This is a genomic window from Nocardia vinacea NBRC 16497, assembly GCF_000308835.1.
Classification (GTDB): Bacteria; Actinomycetota; Actinomycetes; order Mycobacteriales; family Mycobacteriaceae; genus Nocardia; species Nocardia vinacea.
Map to the genome: position 1 here is coordinate 1 of NZ_BAGN01000234.1, position 25,268 is coordinate 25,268.

Annotated in this window: 25 protein-coding genes; 13 read left to right on the plus strand and 12 right to left on the minus strand. The window is 64.1% G+C overall.

Going from position 1 to position 25,268, the window contains the following annotated elements:
• Nucleotides 1–619 (minus strand): TerD family protein (locus ON44_RS32615; protein ID WP_040697469.1); only part of this gene is annotated, 619 nt, incomplete at its 3' end.
• Nucleotides 620–801: 182 nt separating this feature from the next.
• Here ON44_RS32615 and ON44_RS32620 point away from each other — a divergent pair.
• The 3 genes from ON44_RS32620 to ON44_RS32630 are packed head-to-tail and all read left to right on the plus strand — an operon-like array spanning nt 802 to nt 2,906.
• Nucleotides 802–1,425 (plus strand): AIM24 family protein, encoded by a 624-nt coding sequence (locus ON44_RS32620; RefSeq protein WP_040697553.1) that lies wholly within the window; start codon nt 802–804, stop codon nt 1,423–1,425.
• An 11-nt stretch (nt 1,426–1,436) separates the two neighbouring features.
• On the plus strand, nt 1,437–2,135 hold the full coding sequence (locus ON44_RS32625; protein WP_040697472.1) for an AIM24 family protein: 699 nt from the start codon (nt 1,437–1,439) through the stop codon (nt 2,133–2,135).
• Nucleotides 2,136–2,138: 3 nt separating this feature from the next.
• The gene (locus ON44_RS32630; protein ID WP_040697475.1) at nt 2,139–2,906 is read left to right on the plus strand and encodes an AIM24 family protein; all 768 of its coding nucleotides are present in this window, start codon (nt 2,139–2,141) and stop codon (nt 2,904–2,906) included.
• Between the two features lie 192 nt (nt 2,907–3,098).
• Here ON44_RS32630 and ON44_RS32635 read toward each other — a convergent pair whose 3' ends face one another.
• From ON44_RS32635 to ON44_RS32665, 7 genes are all read right to left on the minus strand, one after another.
• On the minus strand, nt 3,099–3,962 hold the full coding sequence (locus ON44_RS32635) for an LLM class F420-dependent oxidoreductase (RefSeq protein ID WP_040697478.1): 864 nt from the start codon (nt 3,960–3,962) through the stop codon (nt 3,099–3,101).
• Nucleotides 3,959–4,315, minus strand: coding sequence for a MerR family transcriptional regulator (locus ON44_RS32640; RefSeq protein WP_040697481.1), 357 nt, complete (start codon nt 4,313–4,315; stop codon nt 3,959–3,961). Before ON44_RS32640 ends, ON44_RS32635 begins: the two co-directional genes overlap by 4 nt.
• Nucleotides 4,316–4,380: 65 nt before the next feature.
• Nucleotides 4,381–5,166, minus strand: coding sequence for an HAD family hydrolase (locus tag ON44_RS32645; RefSeq protein ID WP_245567427.1), 786 nt, complete (start codon nt 5,164–5,166; stop codon nt 4,381–4,383).
• A 56-nt stretch (nt 5,167–5,222) separates the two neighbouring features.
• Nucleotides 5,223–6,386 carry a cysteine protease StiP family protein gene (locus tag ON44_RS32650; RefSeq protein WP_051182690.1) on the minus strand — a complete coding sequence of 388 codons (1,164 nt, stop codon included), beginning with the start codon at nt 6,384–6,386 and terminating at the stop codon, nt 5,223–5,225.
• Nucleotides 6,383–7,777, minus strand: coding sequence for a phosphoribosyltransferase family protein (locus tag ON44_RS32655; RefSeq protein WP_083898265.1), 1,395 nt, complete (start codon nt 7,775–7,777; stop codon nt 6,383–6,385). Before ON44_RS32655 ends, ON44_RS32650 begins: the two co-directional genes overlap by 4 nt.
• A complete protein-coding gene (locus ON44_RS32660) occupies nt 7,774–8,985 on the minus strand; it encodes an HpcH/HpaI aldolase/citrate lyase family protein (RefSeq protein WP_083898266.1) in 1,212 nt (403 codons plus the stop codon). The genes ON44_RS32655 and ON44_RS32660 overlap by 4 nt, the downstream gene beginning before the upstream one ends.
• A 49-nt stretch (nt 8,986–9,034) precedes the next feature.
• Nucleotides 9,035–10,252, minus strand: a complete 1,218-nt coding sequence (locus tag ON44_RS32665) for a hypothetical protein (RefSeq protein ID WP_040697487.1) — start codon at nt 10,250–10,252, stop codon at nt 9,035–9,037.
• Nucleotides 10,253–10,431: 179 nt separating this feature from the next.
• Here ON44_RS32665 and ON44_RS32670 point away from each other — a divergent pair, with 179 nt between their 5' ends.
• Both ON44_RS32670 and ON44_RS32675 read left to right on the plus strand, forming a co-directional pair.
• Nucleotides 10,432–11,007, plus strand: coding sequence for a TerD family protein (locus ON44_RS32670; RefSeq protein ID WP_040697492.1), 576 nt, complete (start codon nt 10,432–10,434; stop codon nt 11,005–11,007).
• 246 nt (nt 11,008–11,253) lie between these two features.
• Entirely contained in the window at nt 11,254–12,363 is a 1,110-nt protein-coding gene (locus ON44_RS32675; protein WP_040697496.1) for a DUF475 domain-containing protein, read from the plus strand.
• Between the two features lie 64 nt (nt 12,364–12,427).
• Here the strand turns inward: ON44_RS32675 and ON44_RS32680 are convergent, their stop codons facing one another.
• Nucleotides 12,428–13,357, minus strand: a complete 930-nt coding sequence (locus ON44_RS32680; RefSeq protein ID WP_245567428.1) for a DMT family transporter — start codon at nt 13,355–13,357, stop codon at nt 12,428–12,430.
• Nucleotides 13,358–13,458: 101 nt separating this feature from the next.
• Here ON44_RS32680 and ON44_RS32685 point away from each other — a divergent pair, with 101 nt between their 5' ends.
• Nucleotides 13,459–13,995, plus strand: coding sequence for a CGNR zinc finger domain-containing protein (locus tag ON44_RS32685; protein ID WP_040697499.1), 537 nt, complete (start codon nt 13,459–13,461; stop codon nt 13,993–13,995).
• Nucleotides 13,996–14,007: 12 nt separating this feature from the next.
• Here the strand turns inward: ON44_RS32685 and ON44_RS32690 are convergent, their stop codons facing one another.
• Entirely contained in the window at nt 14,008–15,399 is a 1,392-nt protein-coding gene (locus tag ON44_RS32690) for a glycosyltransferase family protein (RefSeq protein ID WP_051182692.1), read from the minus strand.
• Nucleotides 15,400–15,592: 193 nt separating this feature from the next.
• Between ON44_RS32690 and rpsF the strand changes: the two genes are divergently transcribed.
• The 5 genes from rpsF to ON44_RS32715 all read left to right on the plus strand — a co-directional run bounded on the left by rpsF (nt 15,593) and on the right by ON44_RS32715 (nt 21,113).
• The gene (gene rpsF, locus ON44_RS32695) at nt 15,593–15,880 is read left to right on the plus strand and encodes a 30S ribosomal protein S6 (protein ID WP_040697500.1); all 288 of its coding nucleotides are present in this window, start codon (nt 15,593–15,595) and stop codon (nt 15,878–15,880) included.
• A gap of 83 nt (nt 15,881–15,963) precedes the next feature.
• Nucleotides 15,964–16,500 (plus strand): single-stranded DNA-binding protein, encoded by a 537-nt coding sequence (locus ON44_RS32700; RefSeq protein WP_040697503.1) that lies wholly within the window; start codon nt 15,964–15,966, stop codon nt 16,498–16,500.
• An 89-nt stretch (nt 16,501–16,589) separates the two neighbouring features.
• On the plus strand, nt 16,590–16,841 hold the full coding sequence (gene rpsR, locus ON44_RS32705) for a 30S ribosomal protein S18 (protein ID WP_040697505.1): 252 nt from the start codon (nt 16,590–16,592) through the stop codon (nt 16,839–16,841).
• Nucleotides 16,842–16,857: 16 nt separating this feature from the next.
• The gene (rplI, locus tag ON44_RS32710) at nt 16,858–17,310 is read left to right on the plus strand and encodes a 50S ribosomal protein L9 (RefSeq protein WP_040697508.1); all 453 of its coding nucleotides are present in this window, start codon (nt 16,858–16,860) and stop codon (nt 17,308–17,310) included.
• A gap of 707 nt (nt 17,311–18,017) precedes the next feature.
• Entirely contained in the window at nt 18,018–21,113 is a 3,096-nt protein-coding gene (locus ON44_RS32715) for a replicative DNA helicase (RefSeq protein WP_040697510.1), read from the plus strand.
• Between the two features lie 272 nt (nt 21,114–21,385).
• On the opposite strand, the gene ON44_RS32720 is transcribed toward ON44_RS32715, so the two are convergent.
• Nucleotides 21,386–21,952 carry a CGNR zinc finger domain-containing protein gene (locus tag ON44_RS32720; protein WP_245567429.1) on the minus strand — a complete coding sequence of 189 codons (567 nt, stop codon included), beginning with the start codon at nt 21,950–21,952 and terminating at the stop codon, nt 21,386–21,388.
• 59 nt (nt 21,953–22,011) lie between these two features.
• On the opposite strand from ON44_RS32720, the gene ON44_RS32725 reads away from it, so the two are divergent.
• Nucleotides 22,012–22,896 carry an alpha/beta fold hydrolase gene (locus ON44_RS32725; RefSeq protein ID WP_040697514.1) on the plus strand — a complete coding sequence of 295 codons (885 nt, stop codon included), beginning with the start codon at nt 22,012–22,014 and terminating at the stop codon, nt 22,894–22,896.
• Here the strand turns inward: ON44_RS32725 and ON44_RS32730 are convergent.
• Entirely contained in the window at nt 22,872–23,819 is a 948-nt protein-coding gene (locus ON44_RS32730; protein ID WP_040697516.1) for a LysR family transcriptional regulator, read from the minus strand. The two genes, ON44_RS32725 and ON44_RS32730, sit on opposite strands and share 25 nt — an antisense overlap.
• A 112-nt stretch (nt 23,820–23,931) precedes the next feature.
• On the opposite strand from ON44_RS32730, the gene ON44_RS32735 reads away from it, so the two are divergent.
• Nucleotides 23,932–25,197, plus strand: a complete 1,266-nt coding sequence (locus ON44_RS32735; RefSeq protein ID WP_040697571.1) for an MFS transporter — start codon at nt 23,932–23,934, stop codon at nt 25,195–25,197.
• Nucleotides 25,198–25,268 lie beyond the last annotated feature (71 nt).

Sequence of the window (25,268 nt, forward strand, 5' to 3'; positions counted from 1 at the left end):
GCTGCTGCTGCGTCGGCGGCGCGGGCTGTGGCGGCGGCGGGTAGCCCGGTCCAGGCTGTGCAGGCTGGGCGGGCTGGTAGGCCGGTGGCGGCGGGACCTGCGTCGCGGCCGGAGACTCGTCGACGGTGACGCCGTGATCGGTGACCAGCGCTGCGAAACCACCGGCGTAGCCCTGGCCGACCGCGCGCACCTTCCACTCGCTCTGGCGCCGGTACAGCTCGAGTGCGATCACGATCGACTCGGTGTTCAAACCGTCGATGCGGTACTCGTACAGCTGATTGCCCGCCGAATCCGACACGATCGCCGTCGGCGCGGGAAAGCGGCCGAAATTGCTGGTCGCGTCGTCCAGGGTGATCACCGCGCGGATCTGCGCGATATCCGCGGGCACCGCATTCAGCGATACTGCCAGCGACGCGGGCTGCCCGGCCGGCGCGGGCTGCAGATTCACCCCGGGGCCATTGGGCTGATTGAAGAAGACGAAGTCCGCGTCGGAACGGACCTTCCCCGACTCGGTGACCATTAGCGCGGACAGATCCGCGGGCGCGGTCAGCTGGACGGAGATCACCACGTCATTGGTGGCCAGCGGGCCATTCTGACCCTTGGCGAGTGTTGCGGACAAGTTCGACCCTTCGCTTGTCGGTGCGTACGGTGCCACTCTACGAGAAACGTGCCGAACACGATCCGAAGTAACCGTCGCCGTGGCCCATACAGGTACTCCAAGATCGGTTAGGGTGGCGAAACGCGGTCGGAATGGCGGGCGATAAACCCGTGTTCCCCTACGAGACAGCAGGCAAACTTCTTATGGCGCAACTGTTCGAGCAGTCGAAAAAGGTGATCGAGGCACACCTCGCCGGATCGAGTATCCGGGCGATTTCCGGCTCGATGGTCGCCTACGAAGGAAATGTGCAGTTCAAGTCGGCTGGTTTCGGCGGCGGCGACGGCGTACTCGCCGGGCTCAAGCGGCGTGCCACGGGCGAGAAACTGTCATTGATGGAATGCAGCGGCAACGGCCGGGTCTTCTTCGCGGTCAACGGTCAGCACGTGACCGTGGTGAATCTGAATAACGAGACGCTGCAGGTCGAATCGCAGCAACTGCTGTGCTTCGCCGGAAATCTGCGCACGGACGTGCGTTTCGCCGGTGTACGCGGTGCGTCGTCGGGTGCCGGTCTGTTCACCACCACGGTGACCGGACAGGGTCAGGTCGCACTGCTCTCGGCGGGCGGGCCGCTGATCCACCTGGAGGTTTCACCGCAGTATCCGCTGGTCGTCGATCCGGATGCCTTCGTGGCCTGCCGGGGCAATCTGAATCAGTCCTTCGTGACCGATGTTTCGTGGCGCACCTTCGTCGGCCAGGATGCCGGGGAGGCGTTCTCGCTGCGCTTCGACGGTCAGGGCCTGGTGTTGATCCAGCCGGCGGAACGGTAAGGGAGCCAGCGATGTTCGAGAAGGTCAACGGCAAGGTCGTCAAGGTCAACGTCGGGATGGCGGGCGGCGTGGTCGCGCGCAACGGCGCGATGCTGTTCTACACCGGCGATATTTCCTTTGCGCCACATCAGATTCCGGGAGCCGCGCCCGGTATGGGCGGTGGCGGCATTATGCGGATGGCGGGCCGGATGATGGCCGGTGAGCACGAGCGCACCATGCTGGCCTCCGGTAACGGCGAGGTGCACTACGGATTCGCCGGGCTGGAAGTGCATGTGGTGCAGATGCAGCCGGGCGCGGTGCTGCGCGTCGAGGCCTCGCGGCTGCTGGCCAATACCGCCGCGCTGCAGAGTTCGATTGTGTCCGTGATGAGTTCGGGAGGGGGCGGTGGTGGCGGCGGACTGATGGGCGCGTTGCGCGGTGCCGCGAGCGGTGCGCTGACCGGTCAGGGCATGTTCACCACGCAGCTGTCCGGACAGGGCGCTGCGGTGCTGCTCGCCCACGGCGGATTCCTGGAACTGCCGGTGGGCGGGCCGAATCCGATCGTGGTGGATCCGCAGGCCTTCGTCGCCGCCTACGGCAATGTGCAGACCGAGTTGAAGACGGCGTTGAGCTGGCGCGATGCGGTCGGTCGCGGTTCCGGCGAGGCGATGCAATTGCATTGCGTCGGACAGGGTGTCGTGTACGTACAGGCCTCGGAAGAGAAGTTGTGAACCATGACCGATATTTTGAATCCGCTGAATCTCGGTGAGAGCGACAACCTTCCGGGCAATAGCTACGCCTACTGCATCGACCTGAACAAACCGTGGTTCATGCGGAAGGGCGCGATGATCGCCTACTACGGCGATATGCGGTTCCAGATGCTCACCCACGGACTGCAGGGCGGACTGCTGCACATGGTCTCGCAGCAGTTCTCCGCACCGCTGTTCACCGGCGACTATGTGATCGCCGAGGGTCACGGCAAGCTGATCATCGGCGACCGCGGTTACGACATCAATTCCTATGACCTCGAGGACAACGGCAACCTCACCATCCGCGCCGCCAACCTGCTCGCATTCGAGCCGGGACTGTCGCTGAATCAGTCCATCGTCCCCGGATTTCTCACCCTCATCGGCACCGGCAAGTTCCTGGCCTCCTCCAATGGCCCGGTCATGTTCGCCGAACCGCCGCTGCGCGTCGATCCGGAAGCCCTTGTCGGCTGGGCGGATTGCCCGTCGCCGAGCCACCACTACGACCAGCGCTGGGTCTCCAGTTTCCTGGCCGCCGGTGCGGCGCGCTTCGGAGTGAACTCCGGTGAGGAGCGCCAGTTCGACTTCACCGGCGCCGGAACGGTTCTCATTCAATCCAGTGAGAAGATCCTCAGCGATTCCGCGCTGGTCCGCACCATCGAGGGGCAATTGCAGAGCGGTATGACCGTAGGCGGCCTGCAGCGGTTGCACGGTGTCATTACTCAGCAATTGGGCGCTCAGCAGTCCGGATACTGAACCCGATGACCTGAGGATCGTCCCGAGGTCCTACCTTCGGCGGCTCGGCACGCCGGGACCGGCGAATAGCCTTCCCAACAGCAGACATCGTGTCCGGAGGCACGACGCCTGGCCGCCGCTCTGACGTCGACACCGAGCAATACAACCGAGACCGTCCTGAGCAGATGGCCTCGGTTGTATTGCTCAGTGCTGTCAGGACTTCGACGCCAGCCCGAAACGCGCCGCGAAGGCCGACATTTCGTCGAGCTGCACGGCCTGGTCCGAGGCGGTAGCGCCGACAATGATCCGGGTCACGCCTTGTGCGGCGAATCCGTCTACCCGATCCTGCGGCATATCCATCGACCCCCAGCGGGTGTATTCCAGCGCGCCCGAATCTCGGCCCGCCTCGTCGGCGGTGGACCTGGCGAGATCCCACTGCTCCGCACGTTCGGCGGGCATCAGCATCCCGCCCGCGAAATACCCATCGCCACGTCGTCCCACCCGACGCGCCGCGGCCCGACTCGATCCGCCGATATGGATCGGCAACTGGTCTCCCCCATGGGGTTTCGGGTATAGGCACAGCTTGTCGAACGAGAAGAACTCGCCGTGGTAGTCGACACCATCCGCATCACCGGCCCACAGCAGGCGCATTACATCGATCGCCTCATCGGCCCGACGGCCACGGGATGCGAAGTCCACCCCGACCGCAGCGGCCTCACCCGGCAAGGCGCCGAGTCCCACTGTCAGCAGCCGCATTCGGCCCTTGGACAGCAGGTCGATGGTAGCGAGCCGCTTGGCGAGCACCACCGGATGCCGATACGGCAGCAGCAGCACACCGGTGCCCAACAGAATCCGCTCCGTGGCCGCTGCGACGAAGCTCAAGCAATCGAGCGGATCGGGAAACGGCGTTGTCGGTGGCATTTCGTACGCTCCGATCGCCGCACCCGGATAGAGCGCAATATGATCCGGCAAGAGGATCGACTCGAAACCGCACGCTTCGGCATGTTGCGCGAACGCCATCAGCCGGTCCGGATCCGTACCGTAATACGGTGTGCTGTAATTGATTCCGAATTTCATCGCGATACCGCCGCCGCGTCGAGCTGGTCGCGCAGTTGCGATCGCACCGCATGCAACCGATCGATGGCCGCCTCGACTTCGTCGAGTTTGCGCCGCAATGTCGCCACCGAATCCGGGCAGACATCCCCTGAGGTATTTCCGGCACGGATGCAGGCGACGAACGGCCGGATATCGTCGAGATCGAAGCCGACGTCGAGCAGCCGCCGGATCTTGTGCACAACTTGCAGCTCCGACTCGTCGTAGACGCGATACCCGTTGTTCGAGCGCCGCGCCCGCACCAAGCCGTGCTCCTCGTAGTAGCGCAGCGTCCTGGTACTCGTCCCGACGCGCTCGGCCAGCTCACCGATCAGCATTCGACCTCCTTCACGACCCGTCGGGGCAACGCTAAACCTTGTCGCCGGTGTCAAGGCAAAGTCGGTTACGTGGCGTCCGGTGCGGCCTTGATAAACCAGTTGATGATCTCCTCGCCCGCGAGAATTCCGGAGGCGCGGGTGATGGTGAGGTTGGGGTGGGTCCAGTTGAGTTGTTCGAGTTCGCCGTGGCGCGGACGGATGGCGGAGTCCGCGGTACGCAGCATTTCGGCGTCGAGAGCGCCGTCACCTGCGGCGAGGGTCATCGCCGCAGCGGTGAGTTCACCGTTTTCGACCAGACGGCGACGGACTTCACGTACCGCATGACTCTTACAGACGGCCAGCGGCATCGTGTAGATCTTGCGGCCCTGCTGGGAGACGGACCAGCCGCGCGGGCGGCACCAGGCATCCCATTCGGCGAGGAAGCCGTCGGGCACTTCCTTGGGCTTCACCACCAGGTAGGTGAACAGATGGTCGGCGACCCGGAATTTGGTGACCCAGGAATCGTCGATCCGCGCACGCAGTTCGGTATTCACCTCCGACAGCGTCGCGCCGCCTGCCCGCACCTGCGCGTCGATATCGATGCGCCAGCGCATATCCGGCACGCCGTCGACCAGGATGTTCCCGCCATTGCTGGTAATCGCGTATCGCCAAGGAGCGCCAGGTAATTGGATACGTTCGAACTGCTTGATGGTTCGCGTGGTGGTCGGAATGACGGCGGCGGGTTCGGTCAGGGTCTGCATGCGCAGGGCGGCGGTGGTTGTCATGAACGACAGTGGCGCGCCCTCGAGGTGTTCCACACAAACCGTCGGCACCTCGGTGGTGGCGTGGAAAGCGTTGCGCGAGTAGATCATCGTTCGGTCGAGATCGGTAGCGATCAGAGCCTGTCTTCGTAGTTTTCTCAGATGCATTACTGCTGTACGTCCTTGATCAATCCCATGCACGAATAGGCCAGGTCGGGTACGATCTCGACCGGAACACCGCGGGCCACGGCGAGCAGACGGATATGCGCGTGTTCCGGTGCGTCCGCCTCACGCACCAGCACCCGCCACGGCAGCCGCCGCAGCAACACCCGGGTCGTCTCACCGACACCCGGTTTCACGAAATTCACACTGGCCACGCCGTATTGCTCGCGCACCTTGTCGACCGAGGCCCAGCCGGTCCAGGTCGGTGTCCGGTCGTCGGCGCGCAGGGCGGCCAGTTCGGCGGGCACGCGATCCCGGACCGCGTCGAAGGCGGTGGTCACGGTGTCGAGCAGGCGAGCGGAGACATCGTCGGGTGCCAGTTCGCGATAGAACTTCGCGCCGTGGAAATCGCCGGGTCCGATCAGCGTGTCATTGAGTACGGTGCGCGAAATCAGTCCGGAGACTGTCGAATTCAGGCAGGCCGAGGCAATCAGGAAGTCGTCTCGGGTGCCGTAGGTGCGCACGCAATGTCCCGGGTCGGCGAGCACGGCGAGCTCATCATTGAATCGGGCACCGCCCGCGGCGTGATAGGCGTCCAGCGCTTCGGTGAGTTCGCGAGTGATGGCACCCTTGCCGGTCCAGCCGTCGACGAACACGACCGAGGCCGGATCATGGTTGCGAGCGAGATAATCCAGTGCGACGGCATCGATACCGCGATCACGCACGATCGAGACCGCATAGTGCGGCACATCGAGACTTCGAGACCGCAACCAGCGCCGCATGAGAACCCCGATCGGCGTACCCGCCCGCGCCAGTGAAACCAGCACGATATCGGTACCGCGTTCGGCGACAACGAGTTCGGATACGGTCGCCACGGCGAGCGCGAGCCGCTCGGCACTCTCGGCCAACACCTCGTCGAACAGCGAGCGATATGCGGCATCGGGCTGATATTCGATCGGCAGCGATTCCGCGTAATGCGCGGCACCGGACTGGATCCGGCGTTCCCGCTCGGCCACATCGGCCTCGAGGTCGACATCGGACAGATCCTTCAGCAGCCAGGAAACCTCCTCGGCCGCATACGATCCGAATGCGGGGCCGTGCAGTGGAACGGGAAGTTCCAAGGCCGACTGCGGAGAGATATTCGATTCCGGCACAGCGTTCGACCTCATAACACCCTCGGTTCGGACCCTACGGCGGACGACCGGACATCCGTCCGTTCTGCATGCAACAACCGCGGATCCGCACCCGGCAGGACTGCCAATACGACATCGTCACCAGATGCGGTCAGCACATCGATCAGACCGCCCTCGACCAGCAGTTCATCGGTATCGGCCGGTGCATCGATGACAACGACCAGAACTGGCTCGACGCCGAACGCCGTGTCCTCACCCGAGTCCGCGCCAGCACCCAGCGCCGCGAGTTCGGACAGCGCATCCTCGATCCAGTGCGCGTTGTACAGATACCGCGGCTGCACCTCACCAGGTTCGGGTGCGATGAACCGAAACCCGCGCCGCAACGGATAACCCGGCTCATCCAGCACATACGCGGGCGACCGGGTCGTCGTCTGGAATCGGGTCGCAATCCCGGCGTCGGCGAGCTCGGACGCCAACCGCAGCGGCAGATACATCAGCTCTTCGTGCCCGAGCACAATCGCGGGCCGTCCGGCGAAATCATCGGCGAGCCGTACCCGCAGCGCCTCGGCGGCCTTCGCGAGCGCGGCCTCGAACGCATCGGTATCGGAGCGCAGAATCCCGTGCCGACCGCCCTCGGGAACCGAAGCAGGCCACGGCAACTCGACTCGATCGAACGAACCACGCTGCGCCGCGGTCGGATTCAATACCGGATCAGGCATCGACGACACCGTCGCGACCAGGTCATCGGGCAGCAAGGTGCGCCCGGCCGCCAGACACACGGTGTCGATCCGCGCCCCCAACGACTCGGCCGCCGCCTGGAACCGCGCCCGATCGTCCTCGGTCCGCATGTCCACCAGCGACGCCAGCACATAATGCGCACGTGGCGAAAACGCGTGCAATGCCCGAACCGCATCGATTGCCGTGTCACCAGTGGAGATTTCATCGTCTACGAGCACCAGCGGCAGATCGTTGACGAAGATATCCGCGGGTGCGGGTTGCAGCAGATGCGAGGTCGCGTGCGAATGGCCTTCCTCGAAGCCGGTCAAGGTGGTTGCGTCGGGCACCTCGCGACGGGTCGAATGCAGATAGCATCCGGCTCCGATCCGCGCCGCCACGCAATGCCCCAAACCCGTTGCGGTCTCGGCGAATCCGAGTACCACGGCCTCACGATCCCCCAGTACGTCACGCACCAGATCGCCCAGCCGATTGCCCGCACCGAGAACCACCCGCGGATCCGTCGGCAGATGCTTGCCGAGCACCGTCGAAACCAGTAGGTGCGCACGACGTGGATTACGCCGCAACCCCGGCTGAATCAATGTGGCGATGGGCAATTCGGCGGGCAGCACATCCACTGATCCGCCGCCGTGCGACCGCTCGTGCCGCAACTCGATACCCAAATTCGTTGTTGCCCAAGGATCAATGCTCACTCGGTCACCAACGCCGTCAATAGATCCACGAACGAAACACCCTTATTCGCGACACCGAAAACACGAGCCCGCAGCAGCGTCTGACGCGCCCAACTGCGATGCGGCCGCATCTCGTTCATCTTGTTCCGATATCCGGAGGCCGCCACCCCACCTACATCGACCTGCAGAATGTCCAGCGCATCCGAATACTCCTCGTGCGTCACCACCGATAGCGCGTGCACGGCCGCGACATGCGACGGATGGATCACCGTTTTGCCCTGGATCCCATTGGCCCGGTCGAGTGTGATCTCGCGTAGTAGCCCGTCCAGATCGCGACTGACCAGATAGCGCCGGAACGGCACCGCATCGGATTCCTCGAACGGCGCGGTCCGCAGCAGCGGCCGAAACATCCGCTCGTGGTCGGCGAAGTATTCCCAGACCGGTCCGGTGATCACGAAACCCGTGCCGTCCGAACGTCCCAGGTAGTTCACGATATCGGCGATGACATCTGCGACCACCCGCACGTCGTAGATGGTCAGATCCCGGTCCCGCCGAATGCCGAAGGTCGAGCACATATCCGTCGCACCGATACGCACCGCGAGTATCCGCTCCCGGTACTCGGCCAACAGCGCCGCGATCTGGGTCAGCTCCTGATCCCGGGTCTCGCGATGCACCAGCGCGGGCGATTCGAGCACCGGCATGCCGTACACGGGCCTGCCCAACCGCTCGGCGGCCGCCTCGAGCGCGGCGAGATATTTCGGACCGCTCGCACGGTCGAATTTCGGAAAGACGAAGCCGGTCAGTGCCACCGCCCCGGTGCCGAGTTGTTCGACGATTTCGGTCACGGTATCGGCATCGCGGACCCGGACGAACAGCAGCGGATTCGGATCCTCGCTGTCGGCAAGCAGATTCAGCGTCGCGACGGTCTGTCGTTTGGCGAATTCCACTTCGTGATCGGCGACGGCGTCCTCGAGATCGATGACCATCGAACACACGCCGCGCGCGGCCCGCTTACTGATCGTCGAGGCGAGGTCGGCGCGGGTCGCCGGCGCATACAGCGTGGCGCCGAGCGCGAACGCCAGAATTTCCCGGTCGGCGTCATCGCCGAACGGTTCCGGTTGTCGATGGAACAGGTGCCGCGCCTCCGGGCCGTGCAGCTGGCGAAAATGGCGCAGCGGCAATTGCTTTCGCAGGGAGACCTGTTGCTGGACGACGATGCCCGCGGTCATCGCTTCGCTGTCCTCATCCCTAATTGCGGTGGCCGCATAACCCCTGGCCTCATTCTCGTCGTGGTCCTGCTTGTTTTCTCATTCGATCCACTACCCCGGCTACGAACTCCGCGACGGTATCCAATTCGGCCACATAGGCCCAGTAGTCGGGATGGCGCCCCGACAGATTTTCGGTGATTCGATCGATCCGGTCTACCTGTGCATCGAGCACAGATCCCCATTCGCCGACGAGCCCGCGGCTCACCGCGAGCATTTGTGCGTCCCGCAGCCGAAATCGTACGGCCTTGGCCTTCTCTTGCGGATTCTCACGGACTTCGCGCAGCAATGTCAGCCGTTTGGTGACGGCGTCGATCAAGTGTTCGGCCTCGGTGAGGTACCCCCGTGCGGATGTGGTCAGATCAAGTGCGGACTCCGGATTGTTTTCGGCTGCCGCCGCACGCGCCCGCACCAGGGCGGCATCCGCGGCATCGATGGCCTTTTTGCTTTCCTGCCCATTGTTAGCCAGATCCGCCGAACTCGCAGCATTGAACTCGCGGAGCAACTCCGAGTAAGCCGGCGCCACCCGTTCGCCACGGGTGCGTACCGCGGCCGATCTGGTGGCCACCGAGGTAATGGCGTTGGCCGCCGCAGCGGCCCGAGATGGTGCCTGCGCCAATGCTTCTGCCAGCAATTTCGTCGCCGATTCCAGGCGGTTGGCGGCCTCCCGGACACTCGCGGCGGGTACCTCGGAACCGAGCGCCTCGAGTGTGAGCAGCGACTCATCCACCGCCGCCGCGTGCTGCCGCACCGAGGGGTAGCCAGCGTATTCGGATTCGGCGGCCTGCCTGCGCACACCCGCCGCGGCGATCTTCACTTGCTGCGCGAATTGCGGCACCGTGCCGAGCACCGCGACGGCGTTCTCGAGCTGGGACTGATTACCGCGATAGAACTCGTCGACGGCCCGAGCCGCGTCGGTCAGCTGCCGCACCAGGGTGTCCGCCCGCGCCTGCCCCTGCGGTATCGGCGTGTCGTCGCGCTCGGCATTCTCCAGTTCCTCGGTGAACGTCAGATATGCGCCCGCGGCGTCATAGCATCTGCTGCGCGCGGGTTCCCATTTCGCGCTCATCCGTCGCTCCGGGAACACCTGTTCACTGGCGTGCACCGCCGCCTCGGCGGCGCTCTGCCGCCGATCCATATCCAGGAACGCGGCCGCCAGCGTCGACCGGGCCTGTGCAATCCATTCATTGTTCCCGGACGACCGGAACCATCCACGCCTACGGCCTGCCACGCCCCGATGTTAGGCGGTGTACTCGCCTCAGCTCGGCCCAAGCGAAGGAGATGTTCCAGTTCCCCGGGGGATGCACCAGTTCCTACGCAAGATTGCCGAAACCTACTACTGTCGTAGGACGTACCCGGCGATTCGGACAGTGCTGGGAACCACAGACGTCTATTGAAAGGGAACCCCGCATGGGTGTCAGTTTGTCCAAGGGCGGCAATGTCTCGTTGACGAAGGCAGCGCCGAACCTTACCGCTGTCTCCGTCGGGCTCGGGTGGGATATTCGTACGACCACCGGCACCGACTTCGATCTGGATGCCAGTGCGATCGCGACCGGTGCGGACAAGAAGGTCGTGTCCGACAAGCACTTCATCTTCTTCAACAACCTCAAGTCGCCGGAGGGCTCCATCGAGCACCTCGGCGACAACCTGACCGGTGAGGGCGAGGGCGACGACGAGGTCATCAAGGTCGACCTGGCCAACACCCCGCCGACCATCGAGAGCATCTTCTTCCCGGTCTCGATCTACGACGCGGACACCCGGCAGCAGTCCTTCGGCCAGGTGCGCAACGCCTACATCCGCGTTGTCGACCAGGCCAACGGCACCGAGCTGGCCCGCTACGACCTGTCCGAGGACGCCTCGACCGAGACGGCCATGGTCTTCGGCGAGCTGTACCGCAACGGTGCCGAGTGGAAGTTCCGCGCCATCGGGCAGGGCTACGCCTCGGGTCTGGCGGGTATCGCCCGTGACTACGGCGTGAACGTCTAAGACGTACTGACTCCGTAGCGACTGCTTGCAGGTCGCTCGAAAGGGCCACAATGCAGGGGGCTCGGCGACGGGCCCCCTGCTCGCGTGTCCACGGAACGATTTGCCTCGCCGCTCCGTTGGACAATCGACGGTTCCGCGCCCACGCTGGAACCATCATCGCGACCGCGGGTTGGTACGGCCCTCGGATTACATCGGCAAAGGCGCGCTCGGACAGACATTCGACCGCCGCACGGAAAGGGTCTCCGCGTGGTCCTGCGCATATTCGGCATGTCCATCGTTGTCACGGTGATATCACTCATCGTGGCATTCCTGTACGGCGGGCCGACAGCGCTGGCGCTGGCCGCCATCCTCGGCGTCCTCGAGGTCTCGCTGTCGTTCGACAACGCGGTCATCAATGCCACCGTGCTCGAGCGGATGAACGAGTTCTGGCAGCGGATCTTCCTCACCGTCGGCGTGGTCATCGCCGTCTTCGGCATGCGGTTGGTCTTCCCGTTGGCGATCGTCTGGATCACCGCGGGCCTGACCCCGGTGAAGGCGTTCGACCTGGCGCTGAACCCGCCCGAAGGTGACGCGCTGACCTTCCCGGACGGCAGCCCGAGCTACGAGAAGTTGCTCACCGACGCACATCCGCAGATCGCCGCATTCGGTGGCATGTTCCTGCTGCTGCTGTTCCTGAACTTCATCTTCGAGGAACGCGAAACCACCTGGCTGTCCTGGCTGGAGAAGCCGCTGGCCCAGCTCGGCAAGCTCGATATGCTCTCGGTGGTCGTCGCGAGCGTCGGCCTGGTGCTCACCGCGGAATTGATCGCGACCGACGAGGAGCGCGCCACCGTCCTGGTCGCCGGTCTGCTCGGCATGATCACCTACATCGTGGTCGACGGCCTCGGTTCGCTGTTCCACACCGAGGAGTTCGAGGAATCCGCGGACGGCGGTCCGTCCCAGCTGGTCAAGGCCGCGGGTAAGGCGGCATTCTTCCTGTTCCTGTACCTCGAGGTGCTCGACGCGTCGTTCTCCTTCGACGGCGTCATCGGTGCCTTCGCCATCACCTCCGACCCGATCATCATCGCGCTCGGCCTCGGTCTGATCGGCGCCATGTTCGTCCGTTCGATCACCGTGTACCTGGTGCGCAAGGGCACGCTCTCGGAGTACGTGTACCTGGAGCACGGCGCGCACTGGGCGATCGGCGCGCTGGCGGTCATCCTGTTCGTCTCGATCGGCGTGCACATCAACGAGATCGTCACCGGTCTCGTCGGCGTGGCGTTCATCGGCGCGGCGTTCATCACCAGCATCATTCGGAATCGGCGCGATGACGCCGACGAAGTGGAGAGCGAACGAGAGGTCACCCCGGTGGCCTGAATTCCGGCGAGTAGCCGAAGAATTCGAGCGGCAGCGGCTTTTCCAGCCGCTGCCGCTTTTCTTTTCAGCGGACGGGAACCGGCTGCCGCGGCCCGACCACGGGCGTCGGGCGACGCGAGGCGAACACCATGCCGATCAGTCCGACGCCGAGTCCGGCCGCGGCGAGGGGCCGCAGCGGCTGATCGATGAACAGCCAGGCCAGCACGGCCGTGACTGCGGGCGTCGCGAAGAACAGACGCCCGACTCGCGTCGCCTCCCAACGCTTCAGCATCGCGTTCAGCAGTAGGAATGCGACCATCGAATTGACCAGCACCATCCAGGTGAGCGATTCCGCGAAGCGCGTCGCATCCCAGATGTGCAATTGGCCGGTGCTCCAAGCCAATACGCCCGCAATCGGCGCGCTCGCGGCCATGTGAATAGCGGTGGTGGCGCGCGAATCGACCTGCGGCACAAAGCGTTTCTGGTAGATCGTGCCGACGCTGAGGCCGAGCAAGCCGATCACGCACAGCAGCAGACCGACCAGTGACATGCTCGACTGGTCGAGTACGGCCAAGCCGACGCCGACACCACCGATGCCGAAGCCGAACCACTGTCGCGCCGTGACGGTTTCGCCGATGAATCCGGCCAGCAATGCGATGACGACCGGATTGAGTCCCTGCACAAGGGCGATGATGGCGGCCGAAACATGCAGGCTCATCGCCGTGTAAAACCCGCCGAACTGCACGATCTGCATCAGCAGACCCGCGATGACGACATGTTTGAGCTGGCCGGCGCTCGGCCAACTCGCGCGAATCACGGTGGCGTACACCGCGAGCAGGACCGCGGCGATGGCGAAGCGCGCGAACAGCACCATCATCGGCGGTGCCGCGCCGACACCGACGACTCCGGCGATGAAGGCGCTGCTCCACAGCACGACGAACAGTGGCTGCATGCCCGCCGCAAGGGATGGCTTGCCGGTCGCTCGGAACAGCGGGTCCAAGAGCTGCGTCTGCATGTGCCCTCCTCGATCCAGCACGACAGGCCAGATAACCACCTAAGTCGGTTACTAAGGTCGCATCCTCACACGTAACCTGTCAAGGCGGTTACTATGAAGAGGTGTTCGCCTTCGTGAGCGGTAACCTCGCCCTGGACTTCGCAGGCACGGTCAAGGCCCGTGCCACGACGTTCGACGACTTCCTCACCACCCCGGCGGACCTCGACGAGTGGCTGCTCGCCGCCGACCTGCTCGACACCACCCCGCACTGCGATGCGACGACCCTCGACCGGGCCGTGGGACTGCGCGAGGCAGGCTACCGACTGGCCCTGGCCGCGGCCCGCGACGAGCCGTTCGCGGACGCGGACCGCAAGATCGTCAACGAGCTCGCCGGGGGCCGACTCCCCAGGCTCACTTTGCGATCCGATGCGACGATCACCCGCCACGGCGATCCGGACGCCGCACTCGCCGCGATCGCCCGCTCCGTGGTCGAAATGCTCGGCGGGCCGGAGCGGAGGTTGATCAAGGAGTGCGGGCGCGACGAATGCACGCGGCTGTATCTCGATACCTCACGCGGAAAATCACGCCGCTGGTGCGATATGACCATCTGCGGCAACCGCGCCAAAAGCGCCGCCTTCCGCGCCCGACACACCGACTGACACCGGTTCGTACTAGCCCACCGGTACCAGGCTGCCGGGTTCGAATCGCGGTATCTGCGGCGGTTCGGGTCGGAATCCGCGCGGTATCGCACGTACGAACAGGAAGAAGAACACCACGAGCAAGGCGGCACGCCCCCAGACGCCGAATTGCACGACGTTCTCCATCGAATCCACCGAATTGCCGGATCCGATCGAATAGAAATACCGGAATACGCCGATTCCGATCGCGGCATCGGCGACCAGATACGCGCCGATCGCCGCCCACGGCACCTCGAGCAGAACCATGAACGGCACCAACCACAGCGTGTACTGCGGCGAGTGCACCTTGTGGAACAGCAGGAATCCGCACAGCATCGCGCCGCTGACGCCGATCCAGGGGAAGGTGCCGGTCATCGTGAATCGCTTCCAGCCCAACCACATCGCCAGCGCGAAGGAGGTCAGTACCAGCGTCGGCGAGGCGATCGAGACCGCGTGCTGAAATGCGCTCTCGCCATCGGCATCCTGGCCGAACAGCTGCCGAAGTCCCCAGTACCAAATGGAATTCGTGGTGATATCGGCCTGGCGCAATTGCTGGAAGGTGATAGATGCGCGCCAGCCTTCGTAACCGGCAATCGCGAATGGCAGATTCACCACAACCACCGTGCCGACGGCCGCGGCGGCGGTCAGCAGCGCACCGCGCACATCGAATCGAGTCGGCGTCGGATCATCCATATCGCGCTGACCGCCGGTGAGCACATAAGCCAGCAACGGCAGCACGAAGATGCCCGGATACAGCTTGAGACAGAACCCGATACCGAGCAGCACTGCGGCCAGAATTCCCCTGGTACGCAACGAATATCGGGTCAGCGCGGTCACCACGTACACCGCGGCGACCGCCATGCAGACCACCGGTAGCTCCCAGTTGTGGAATGCGTAGAGCACCAGCGGCGGGCCGGCCGCCCACAGCAGCGCCGCCCGCCCGGCCAGCCGGACCAGCAGCCAGGCGGTCAACAAGGCGAACGGCGCCAACAGCAATGCCGAATGCAACAGGAATTCCGCGTCGTTATCGGCACCGACCGCACCGAGCCACATCAGCACGCCGCTGAGCACCGGATATTCGACCGCGCCACCGGTCAGCGCGCCGTCTTTGGTGATGCCGCCATCGATATACGGAAAGACATGCTGATCAATATCGCGACCGAGCCACAGGAATTGGATATCGGAATAACAGACGTCCGAATCCTTGATCACATCGAAGACCGCACTGCGACCGTTCTCAGCGAACGGCGCACCCGCGCACCGCGCCTTGTTCGCATACGCGAGCGCCAACGTGAGCCCGCACAGCAACACCACCACCGCGGCCAAGGCCGCGCTGCGCGTCACTCCCCCGACGATCCTGTCGCGGGTGGCGAGTCCGGTCGGCATGGGCACCACCCTAGGCCGCACCGTGCGACGACGCCCGTGCTTCCCCCCACCAATGACCATACGGGCACTGCCTCGGGCATCGATTTCGCTGCTCAACGGGCGTTCATGTAGCCTTGTCGGGTTGCTGACGCAACGACCCTCCTGCCACGGACCGTCCGTGGCCGTTTCCTAGTCCACAGGAGGTGATTGGTCCGTGCGTCATTACGAAGTGATGGTCATCCTCGATCCGAGCCTGGACGAGCGCACTGTTGGTCCGTCGCTGGACAACATGCTGAGCGTCGTCAAGACCGATGGCGGCAAGGTCGACAAGGTCGACATCTGGGGCCGCCGCCGGCTCGCCTACGAGATCGCCAAGCAGGCCGAAGGCATCTACGCCGTGGTCGATCTGACCGCCGAGCCCGCCACGGTGAGCGAGCTCGACCGCCAGCTGGGTCTCAACGAGTCGGTGCTGCGCACCAAGGTTCTGCGCCACGGCAAGTGACCCTCGATTGCGTCGGTGCCTGTCTCTAGGCTCTAGCGCAAAGCGAGTGCACTGCGGACTGCATACCGAGCAGGAGGAACCACATGGCAGGCGACACGGTCATCACCGTCATCGGAAACTTGACGGCCGATCCCGAACTTCGATTCACGCCCGCGGGCGCGGCGGTGGCGAATTTCACCGTCGCATCGACTCCCCGCGTGTTCGACCGTAATTCGAATGAATGGAAAGACGGCGAAGCGCTTTTCCTGCGCTGCAACATCTGGCGTGAAGCTGCGGAGAATGTCGCCGAAAGCCTGACCCGAGGCGCCCGTGTGATCGTGAGCGGACGACTGAAGCAGCGCTCCTACGAAACCCGCGAGGGTGAGAAGCGCACGGTCGTCGAGCTCGAGGTCGACGAGGTAGGTCCCTCGCTGCGCTACGCCACCGCGAAGGTCGCCAAGGCCAGTCGCGGCGGCGGGGGTGGCGGCGGCTTCGGTTCCGGTGGCGGCGGGGGCAACTTCGCTCCGGCCGGTGGTGGTGGCGGCAGCCGTTCCGGCGGCGCCGACGACGACCCGTGGGGCAGCGCACCCGCGGCGGGCTCCTTCGGGGGCGGCCGCGTAGACGACGAACCGCCGTTCTGAGAACGGCTCACATCGGCCTGAATTGATTCGGTGGCGACTGCTTGCAGGTCGCTCGAAACGATCAGCCCATCATTGATTACGGAGTAACCATGCCTAAAGCGCCCGCGCGCGAAAAGGTGCTGAAGAAGAAGGCTTGCACCTTCTGCAAGGAAGCCAAGTCCGGCACCGTCAATATCGATTACAAGGACACCGCCCTGCTGCGGAAGTACGTCAGTGATCGCGGCAAGATCCGCGCTCGCCGGGTCACCGGCAACTGCGTGCAGCACCAGCGCGACGTCGCCGTTGCCGTGAAGAACTCGCGTGAGGTGGCCCTGCTGCCCTACGTGTCGACGGCTCGCTGAGAAGGGAGGCATCGCAATGAAGTTGATTCTTACTGCTGATGTGGACAACCTCGGTGCTCCCGGTGACACCGTGGAGGTCAAGGACGGCTACGGCCGCAACTACCTGCTGCCCCGCGGCCTGGCGATCGTGGCCACCCGTGGCGCGCAGAAGCAGGTCGAGGGCATCCGTCGGGCGCAGGACGCGCGCAAGGTGCGCGACCTGGATCACGCCAACGAGCTGAAGCAGGCCATCGAGGGCCTGGCGGCGGTTTCGCTGTCGGTCAAGACCGCAGGCACCGGCAAGCTGTTCGGTTCGGTCACCCAGTCGGACGTCGCCGCCGCCATCAAGTCGGCCGGTGGTCCGGTCGTCGACAAGCGCAGCATCGAGCTGCCGAAGTCGCACATCAAGACGGTCGGCAAGCACAACGTCGTGGTGCACCTGCACCCCGATGTGGTCGCGAAGTTCGACCTGCAGGTCGCGGCGAACTGAGTTCATTCGAAGGCCACTCTTGTGTTTCGGCACAAGGGTGGCTTTCGACTGTGCGGCATCGATCCCATGGTGGTCGTGGCCTGGGTGAACTATGCCCTTCGGTGAAATAGCCAATTGTTTGCGAAAAGGCCGGAACGGTGATCTGGACCATTCTCGGCAACCCGCTGCTATCGGCTCTACCACCGGTTATTCAGCTTGTGGATCGCCGAGAAAACCAACCGGACGCAATGTGATCTAAGCCATAGCCGTGGAACACGCTGTTTACCTACAACACGCCCGGCTGTTCAACTAGACCGACACGCCGCACTTGATTCATCCACACGTGGATAGATCAAGAAATCGATATCTATCAGCGTGTTTGAATGGCGCGACCTGGGTTTTCCCCAAGTTGTACACAGGGGGTGCACAACGCCAGGTAAACAGTCCCCAACTTATCCACAGGTGTGTGCACATTGCGGTTTGGCGACTGCCCACTGGGTCGCCTAGGTTCGTCGCAACATCATGCACGCACCACCCGGAACGGCATGATTCGGCACCTGCCGCGGCGGTTTGCTGGAACCGCAGGTGAGACCCTCTAATGAGGTCAGTCGAACCGCAGTGCGCTGCCGAATGTGTCGGAGCCCGGGAGTACAACGAGTGATCAATAGGGTAGGCGGGTAGGCGTTTTCGAGCGGCCTGCAAGTGGCGAGAGAGGACGGTCGAGTCTGGTGACCACCACCGATGACCGCGGGCAGACGGACTATCCGCCCGAACCGCCCGGTGAGGACTTCGGCAGGCAGCCCCCGCACGATATGGCGGCCGAGCAGTCCGTACTCGGCGGCATGCTGCTGAGCAAGGACGCGATCGCCGACGTCGTCGAGGTGCTACGCCCCGGCGACTTCTACCGCCCCGCCCACCAAGCGGTCTACGACACCATTCTCGATCTCTACGGCCGCGGCGAACCCGCCGACCCGGTCACCGTCTCCGCGGGTCTGGACCGCCGCGGCGAACTCAAGCGCATCGGCGGCCCGCCGTATCTGGTCACTCTCACCCAGACCGTCCCCACCGCGGCCAATGCGGGCTACTACGCCGAAATCGTTGCCGAGAAGGCGATTCTGCGCCGTCTCGTCGAGGCAGGCACTCGCATCGTCCAATACGGCTACGCGGGCGCCGACGGCCAGGACATCGCCGAGGTCGTCGACCGCGCCCAGGCCGAGGTCTACGAGGTCACCGAACGCCGCACCACCGAAGACTTTCTCCCCCTCGAGGAACTCCTGCAGCCGACGATGGACGAAATCGACTCCATCGCCTCCCGCGGCGGCATCTCCCTCGGCGTCCCCACCGGCTTCACCGAACTCGACGAACTCACCAACGGCCTGCACCCCGGCCAAATGATCATCGTCGCGGCGCGCCCCGGTGTCGGCAAGGCCCTGGCCCTGGACACGCCCCTGCCCACCCCCACCGGCTGGACCACCATGGGCGAGATCCGCGTCGGCGACGAACTTCTCGACGCCGAGGGCCGCCCCACCCGCGTCCTCGCCGCGACCGAGGTACTGACCGAACGGCCGTGCTACGAGGTCGAATTCTCCGACGGCACAGTGATCGTCGCCGACGAGCAACATCAGTGGCTCACCATTGCCGGGGCAGCGGGTGCTCGGGTCGCCGCCGTTCGCACAACTGGCGAAATCGTCCACAGCGTGCATCTCGCCGACGACAGCCCGAACCATCTCGTGCCGACCACCGCTCGTTCGGCCGCCAGGCACATCGTGGACGTGCGAAAGATCGACACCGTCCCCGTGCGATGCGTCGAGGTGGACAACGCCGACCATCTGTACCTCGCCGGCGAGTCGATGGTGCCGACGCACAACTCGACGCTCGGCATGGACTTCATGCGCAGCTGCTCGATCAAACACGGTCTGGCGAGCGTCATCTTCTCGCTGGAGATGAGCCGCACGGAAATCGTGATGCGCCTGCTCTCCGCAGAGGCGAAAATCAAGTTGGGCGATATGCGTTCGGGCCGCATGAGCGACGACGACTGGACCAAACTGGCTCGCCGTATGAGCGAGATCAGCGAGGCGCCGCTGTTCGTCGACGACTCGCCGAACCTGACCATGATGGAGATCCGCGCGAAAGCACGTCGGCTCAAACAGCGCCACGACCTGAAACTCGTTGTGGTGGACTACCTCCAGCTGATGACCTCGGGTAAAAAGGTCGAATCCCGACAGCAGGAAGTCTCGGATTTCTCGCGAAATCTGAAGCTCCTCGCCAAGGAACTCGAGGTCCCGGTAATCGCGATCAGCCAGCTGAACCGTGGTCCGGAACAGCGAACTGATAAGCGCCCCATGGTGTCCGACCTCCGTGAATCGGGCTGCCTCCCTGCCTCGACCCGAATCCTGCGTGCGGACAATGGTTGTGAGACCACCCTTGGCGACCTTCTCTCCAGCGGCGAGAAGCCGAAAGTATGGTCATTGGACAAGCGCATGCGGATGGTTGCGCGGTCCATGGTGAAAGTGTTCCCGAGCGGCCGTAAGGAAGTGTTCCGACTGCGGCTGGCGTCCGGGCGACAAGTGGATGCCACTGGCAACCATCCGTTCTTGACCGTCGATGGCTGGATTCCGCTGGAGGAACTAGCAGCTGGCGACCGGATTGCGAGCCCACGTCGCGTCCCGGAACCCGTACAGACAACTCCAATGGCAGATGCCGAGATCGTGCTGTTGGCGCACATGATCGGGGACGGCTCGTGCGTCAAACGCCAACCGATCCGCTACGCCAGCATCGACGAGGAGAACCTCGCGGCCGTGACGACCGCAGCACGCCATTTCGGCGTCACCGCTGTTCGCGACGAGTACGCAGCTGCGCGCTGCACTACGCTGCGGCTGCGAGCCCCCGACAGACTCACACACGGCAAGCGCAACCCAATAGCGGCCTGGCTCGATGACCTCGGCCTGTTTGGCTTGCGCAGTTATGAGAAATTCGTTCCCCAGCAAGTGTTCTCATTGCCCAATGATCAGATCGCGCTGTTCCTGAAGCATCTGTGGGCTACAGACGGATCGGTGCGCTGGGACGCAAAGGCACATATGGGCCGGGTGTACTACGCATCTACCAGTCGACGCTTGGTCGATGACGTCGCACAGTTGCTTCTTCGGCTCGGTATAACCTCACGTATCAGCCGCATCAGGAAGTCGGGCTACCGGGACTGCTGGCACCTTTCGATTGATCGTGTCGAGAATCAGATTCCTTTCCTTCGCGATGTCGGTGTCAATGGCGCACGTGGAGAAGCTGCGCGCGCGCTACTCACTCGACTCGAATCCATCGTATCCCGCCCTGGCTCCGACACAGTTCCAAAAGAAGTCTGGTCCAAGGTACGGCAACTATTGGCCTCAAAGGACATGACACATCAGGAATTTGCCGATGCTATCGGTTCACGATACTGGGAAACCCTGTGGAAGCACGCGCCTGGTCGGGCCAAACTGGCACGCGTCGCGGCAGTTCTCGACGATGCCGAGATAGACATGCTGGCAACAAATGATGTCTTCTGGGACAAGATCATCAGTATTTCAAGCCTCGGCGAACAAGACGTGTACGACGGAACTGTACTTGGCACACATAATTTCGTGGCCAATGGAATAAACGTGCACAATAGTTTGGAACAAGATGCCGACATGGTTATCCTCCTCCATCGACCCGATGCATTCGAACGAGACGACCCGCGCGGCGGTGAGGCGGATTTGATTGTCGGTAAGCACCGTAATGGTCCGACAGCGACCATTACCGTTGCGCACCAGTTGCATCTGTCTCGGTTTGTCGACATGGCCCGTGGTTGAAACCATATACGCCAGATTTCTGTCGCAATGAGTTGTCGCTGAGCAGCCGAGGCTCTCTCGGGCGAGCCCCTGATTGAGGCGGCGTTCTCCTGTGCGGTGCTCGCCGCACCGGCGGTCGCCCTGTCGATCGGCTACTTCCCGATCGCTTTGCTGCGGCGGTCCGACGCGGTCGAAGCCCCGAGCACCTCCGCCCGGTCGGCGCAATGTACTGCGTCGCCGATATCGATGACAGGCGCGCCACCATGCGACGAGCGACTCGAGCGGTGCCGCTGCTACGCCGACATCTCCTTGGCCCGTAGGTTTCGCTTCTTGGCACGATTGCCGCAGGTATCCATCGAGCACCAGCGTCGGTTTCCCGGGCGAGACAGATCGACGAAGTAGGCCTGGCAGCTGTCGCCCGCGCATCGCCGTATTCGCGCGGCGGTCGGCGAGGTGACCAGATCCAGCGCATCCCGGGCGACTGTCGCCAGGACCGCCGCGATCGGGTCGGGCGCGGTCCACTGCAACTCCCCGCGCCGATCGAGACTCGGGATCGGGATAGGCCGGCCCGCCGCCTTATTGATGACGGCGCGGTCCCGGTCGGACGGATGTACCGGGCCCTGAGTCGTGCGGGCCAGGTCGACCACCCGAAAGATGGCCTCCCGCAACGTTCGCGCGGACTCGACGGCGCGAATATCAGGTGCCGCGGCGACCCGGTCCCAGGGCCCGAATTGCACAGCCCATGCCGTCAGCGCCGCCGGATCGGTCAACTCCTCGACCGCGGCGGGCGAGCCGCGGTGGCGCAACGTCCGCACGTAATCGAGGCAGATTCGACCGGATCCTTCACGAAATTGACGCACGATCCCAGTGTATGGAACCACTTCAACCGGTTCGAACGGAACCGGTTAAAGTGGTTCACATGATCGACGCAGTAACGGATGCGCAACTCGCACAGTCACTCTCGGGAGACTTCCGCAGCCACCATGCCCAGACCAACGGCATTCGGCTGCACTACGTCGCGGGCGGGACGGGCTCGCCGGTGATACTTCTGCCGGGATGGCCCCAAACCTGGTGGCAGGCCCGCAAGATCATGCCGCTGCTCGCGCGTCGTCACCGGGTCATCGCCGTCGACCTCCGCGGTATGGGCTCCTCGGATACTCCGGACCACGGTTACGACAAGAAGACGATGGCCGAGGATATCCACCAACTGGTCCGACATCTCGGCTACTCGACGGTCGACGTCGCCGGGCACGACATCGGCTCGATGGTGGCCTTCAGCCTGGCGGCCAACCACCCGGAGACCGTGCGCAGGCTGGCGCTGCTGGAGGAGCCGCATCCCGATGATCGGCTCTACGACTTCCGCCTGCTCCCCGGTCCCGCGGAACGGGCCCGGCAGCGGTGGTGGTTCGCCTTCAATCAGGTCGCCGAACTACCCGAACAGCTCCTGGCCGGGCGGGGCAGGCACCTCGTCGACTACCTATGCCATCGAAATCTGCGCAATCCCAACGCCATCGACGAACAGTCCCGCGCGGTGTACGCACGCGCCTATTCCCGTCCCGAGTCGATCCGCGCCGCCAACGGCTGGTATCAGAGTTTCACCCAGGACATCGAGGACGGCCGGACGTATGCGAAACTGACGATCCCCGTTGCCGCACTGCACTTTCCGGGCCACACCGACATCCTCGACAGTCTCGCCGACCGAGCAACCGACGTACTCGCCATCGAAATCCCAGACAGCGGCCACTATCTCGCCGAGGAACAGCCCGATCTGGTCGCAGCTCACCTGTGCGACTTCTTCGGATAGGGCGCCCAGTCCGGGGTCCACACGTCGTCGCGGTAAGTCGTCTTGTATCTGGTGTGTAGGTACTCGAGGAAGTTTGCGAGGACGGGATGTGCATTGTCTGCTCGCCAGATCACGGAAAGTGGGTAGACCGGGGTCGGGTCGACGACGGGGATGCGGCGGAGGTCGTAGCTTTCCGGCCAGAGGTATCGGGAACCTTCGCCGACGAAGGTGGCGAGTTGGGTGGAATCCGCGAGTTCGGCGAGGAGCGCTTCGATGCCGAAGCTCGGGCCGATCGTATCGATGGTGAGTCCGAATGCGGTCGCCAGATCGTCGTAGTAGCCGATCGGTTCGGCGTCGGACATGCCGGGCATCCAGATGGGGTGATCGGTGAGTTCGGCCAACGTCACGGTCTTGGCCTTCGCCAATGGGTGTCGTGGGCCGACCAGCAGTTCGTGCCGGTCGTCGATCACTCGCGCGGACCGTAGTCCGTTCGGAACTTTGCGGCCACGTAGGGATCTGAAGGTGGCATCAACAGTGCCCGCACCGATCTCGGCCAGCGCCGACTCGGCGTCGAAGTTGATCAGGGTGACGACATCGAGCTCGATATCGGGGTGTTGCTGGTAGAAGGCATGAAGGAGGGTGGAGGGTGCGATCCGGCGGGCCACGACGTCGATCCGCAGGGCCCTGCGTCCAGGTGTCACGGCCGCAGTGACGCGTTCGGCGGCACGGAGCAGTTCACGGGCATGCGGTAGCAATGCCTGCCCGTCGACGGTCGGCCGCACACCCCTGGCGATTCGCGCGAAAAGCTGAACCCCGAGTTCTCGCTCCAGTGTGGCTACTCGTTTCGACGCGGCCTGCTGAGTGATTCCCAGATCGTCGGCTGCGGCTTGGAACTGGCCGGTCTCGGCAACCGCGACGAAGGTACGAACCGCATCGAGATCCACGAGCGAAAACCTACTCCCACAACGAAAAGTTGTGACACTCCGCTCGATTCGTTGTTGGTGAAAGCACCCATCGACCGGCTTCAATCTCCTGACAACAGAGGGAGTGCCGAATATGTGGCGGAGCGCGAAACCGGGTCGGGCGTTCGGGTGGTTGTGGGCCGCCTACGCGGTCAGCGCCTACGGGACCGGACTCGGATTCGGGGCATTTTCAGTTGTCGCCATCACCGTCCTGAACGCCAGTTCGGCGGAAGTGGCGGCCTTGTCGGCATCCGGGCTCGCGATCGGGGCGCTGCTTGCGGTTCCGCTCGGGCCGTGGATGGAATTTCGTGCCAAGCGGCCGGTCATGATCGCCACGGACCTGATCCGCTTCGCAGCGCTGGCATCAATACCGCTCGCCTACTGCCTGGGTGGGTTGTCCTTCGCGCAGCTCTTGGTGGTCTCCATCGTCACTGCGGCAGCGAAGATCGCGTTCACCGCGGCCAGTGGCGCATACCTCAAGACCGTCGTCCCTGCCGCCGGACTGCTGGTCGCCACCAGTCGTTTCGAGTCCACTACTTGGTCGGCCACGGTCATCGGACCGCCGGTGGGTGGCGCGGCTATCGGGCTGCTGGGGCCGGTGACCACCGTTGTTATCGATGCGATGAGCTACCTACTCTCGGCGCTCGGCATCACCGCGATCAGGGAACCCGAGCAGCCACCGCCGCTGCGGAAGACCCGAACGCGCCGGTGGAGCGACATCGCCGAGGGGTGGCGCTACATCCTCGCCCACCACACGCTGCGTCGGTTCTTCGTCAACACCATGCTGGTCAACGGGCTGATCATGGCCGGGGAGCCACTGTTGTCGGTGCTGATGCTCGCCCACCTACAGTTCCCGGTCTGGGAGTACGGGCTGGCCTTCGCTGTTCCGTGTATCGGTGGCCTGATCGGGTCACGACTCGCTCGTCGCATCGCTTCCCGCTGGGGCGAACAGACGGTACTGCGGGTCTTCGGCACGCTACGTGCCTGCTGGCCCCTCGGGCTGGCGTTCATCCGGCCGGGCCTGGCCGGGCTGGTGATCGTGATGGTCACCGAGTTCGGGCTCATCGTCTGCATCAGCATTTTCAACGCCGTCTTCGCCGCTTATCGGTTGAACAACACCGAAACCGATCGCCACGCCCGGGTCCTCGCCGCGTGGTCGATCACCAGCAGCATCAGCATCGCGGCAATCACCGTGACATGGGGTCTGCTGGCACAACTCACCAGCCCGCGTGCGGCAATCGCGCTGGCTGGAGTTCTCCTGCTCGCCACGCCCTTCCTGCTGCCGCGGCAAGCCGCCACGCCCGAGCCGATTCCGCCGCATGAAGAGCCGGTTCTCTCCAACGACAGCGCGCGAGCATGACCCGACAACGTGGTCCGGGAAACTGGACGGCCGCTTCAGGGCTCGTGATGACATCGCCGCTGCGGTTGGCG

Bases quoted from the DNA above. Each gene is read 5' to 3' on its own strand.
- ON44_RS32620 (WP_040697553.1), top strand. From the start codon at position 802: ATGGCGCAACTGTTCGAGCAGTCGAAAAAGGTGATCGAGGCACACCTC.
- ON44_RS32625 (WP_040697472.1), top strand. From the start codon at position 1,437: ATGTTCGAGAAGGTCAACGGCAAGGTCGTCAAGGTCAACGTCGGGATG.
- ON44_RS32630 (WP_040697475.1), top strand. From the start codon at position 2,139: ATGACCGATATTTTGAATCCGCTGAATCTCGGTGAGAGCGACAACCTT.
- ON44_RS32635 (WP_040697478.1), bottom strand. From the start codon at position 3,962: ATGAAATTCGGAATCAATTACAGCACACCGTATTACGGTACGGATCCG.
- ON44_RS32640 (WP_040697481.1), bottom strand. From the start codon at position 4,315: ATGCTGATCGGTGAGCTGGCCGAGCGCGTCGGGACGAGTACCAGGACG.
- ON44_RS32645 (WP_245567427.1), bottom strand. From the start codon at position 5,166: ATGATCTACTCGCGCAACGCTTTCCACGCCACCACCGAGGTGCCGACG.
- ON44_RS32650 (WP_051182690.1), bottom strand. From the start codon at position 6,386: ATGAGGTCGAACGCTGTGCCGGAATCGAATATCTCTCCGCAGTCGGCC.
- ON44_RS32660 (WP_083898266.1), bottom strand. From the start codon at position 8,985: ATGACCGCGGGCATCGTCGTCCAGCAACAGGTCTCCCTGCGAAAGCAA.
- ON44_RS32670 (WP_040697492.1), top strand. From the start codon at position 10,432: ATGGGTGTCAGTTTGTCCAAGGGCGGCAATGTCTCGTTGACGAAGGCA.
- ON44_RS32680 (WP_245567428.1), bottom strand. From the start codon at position 13,357: ATGCAGACGCAGCTCTTGGACCCGCTGTTCCGAGCGACCGGCAAGCCA.
- ON44_RS32690 (WP_051182692.1), bottom strand. From the start codon at position 15,399: ATGCCGACCGGACTCGCCACCCGCGACAGGATCGTCGGGGGAGTGACG.
- ON44_RS32700 (WP_040697503.1), top strand. From the start codon at position 15,964: ATGGCAGGCGACACGGTCATCACCGTCATCGGAAACTTGACGGCCGAT.
- rpsR (WP_040697505.1), top strand. From the start codon at position 16,590: ATGCCTAAAGCGCCCGCGCGCGAAAAGGTGCTGAAGAAGAAGGCTTGC.
- rplI (WP_040697508.1), top strand. From the start codon at position 16,858: ATGAAGTTGATTCTTACTGCTGATGTGGACAACCTCGGTGCTCCCGGT.
- ON44_RS32725 (WP_040697514.1), top strand. From the start codon at position 22,012: ATGATCGACGCAGTAACGGATGCGCAACTCGCACAGTCACTCTCGGGA.
- ON44_RS32735 (WP_040697571.1), top strand. From the start codon at position 23,932: ATGTGGCGGAGCGCGAAACCGGGTCGGGCGTTCGGGTGGTTGTGGGCC.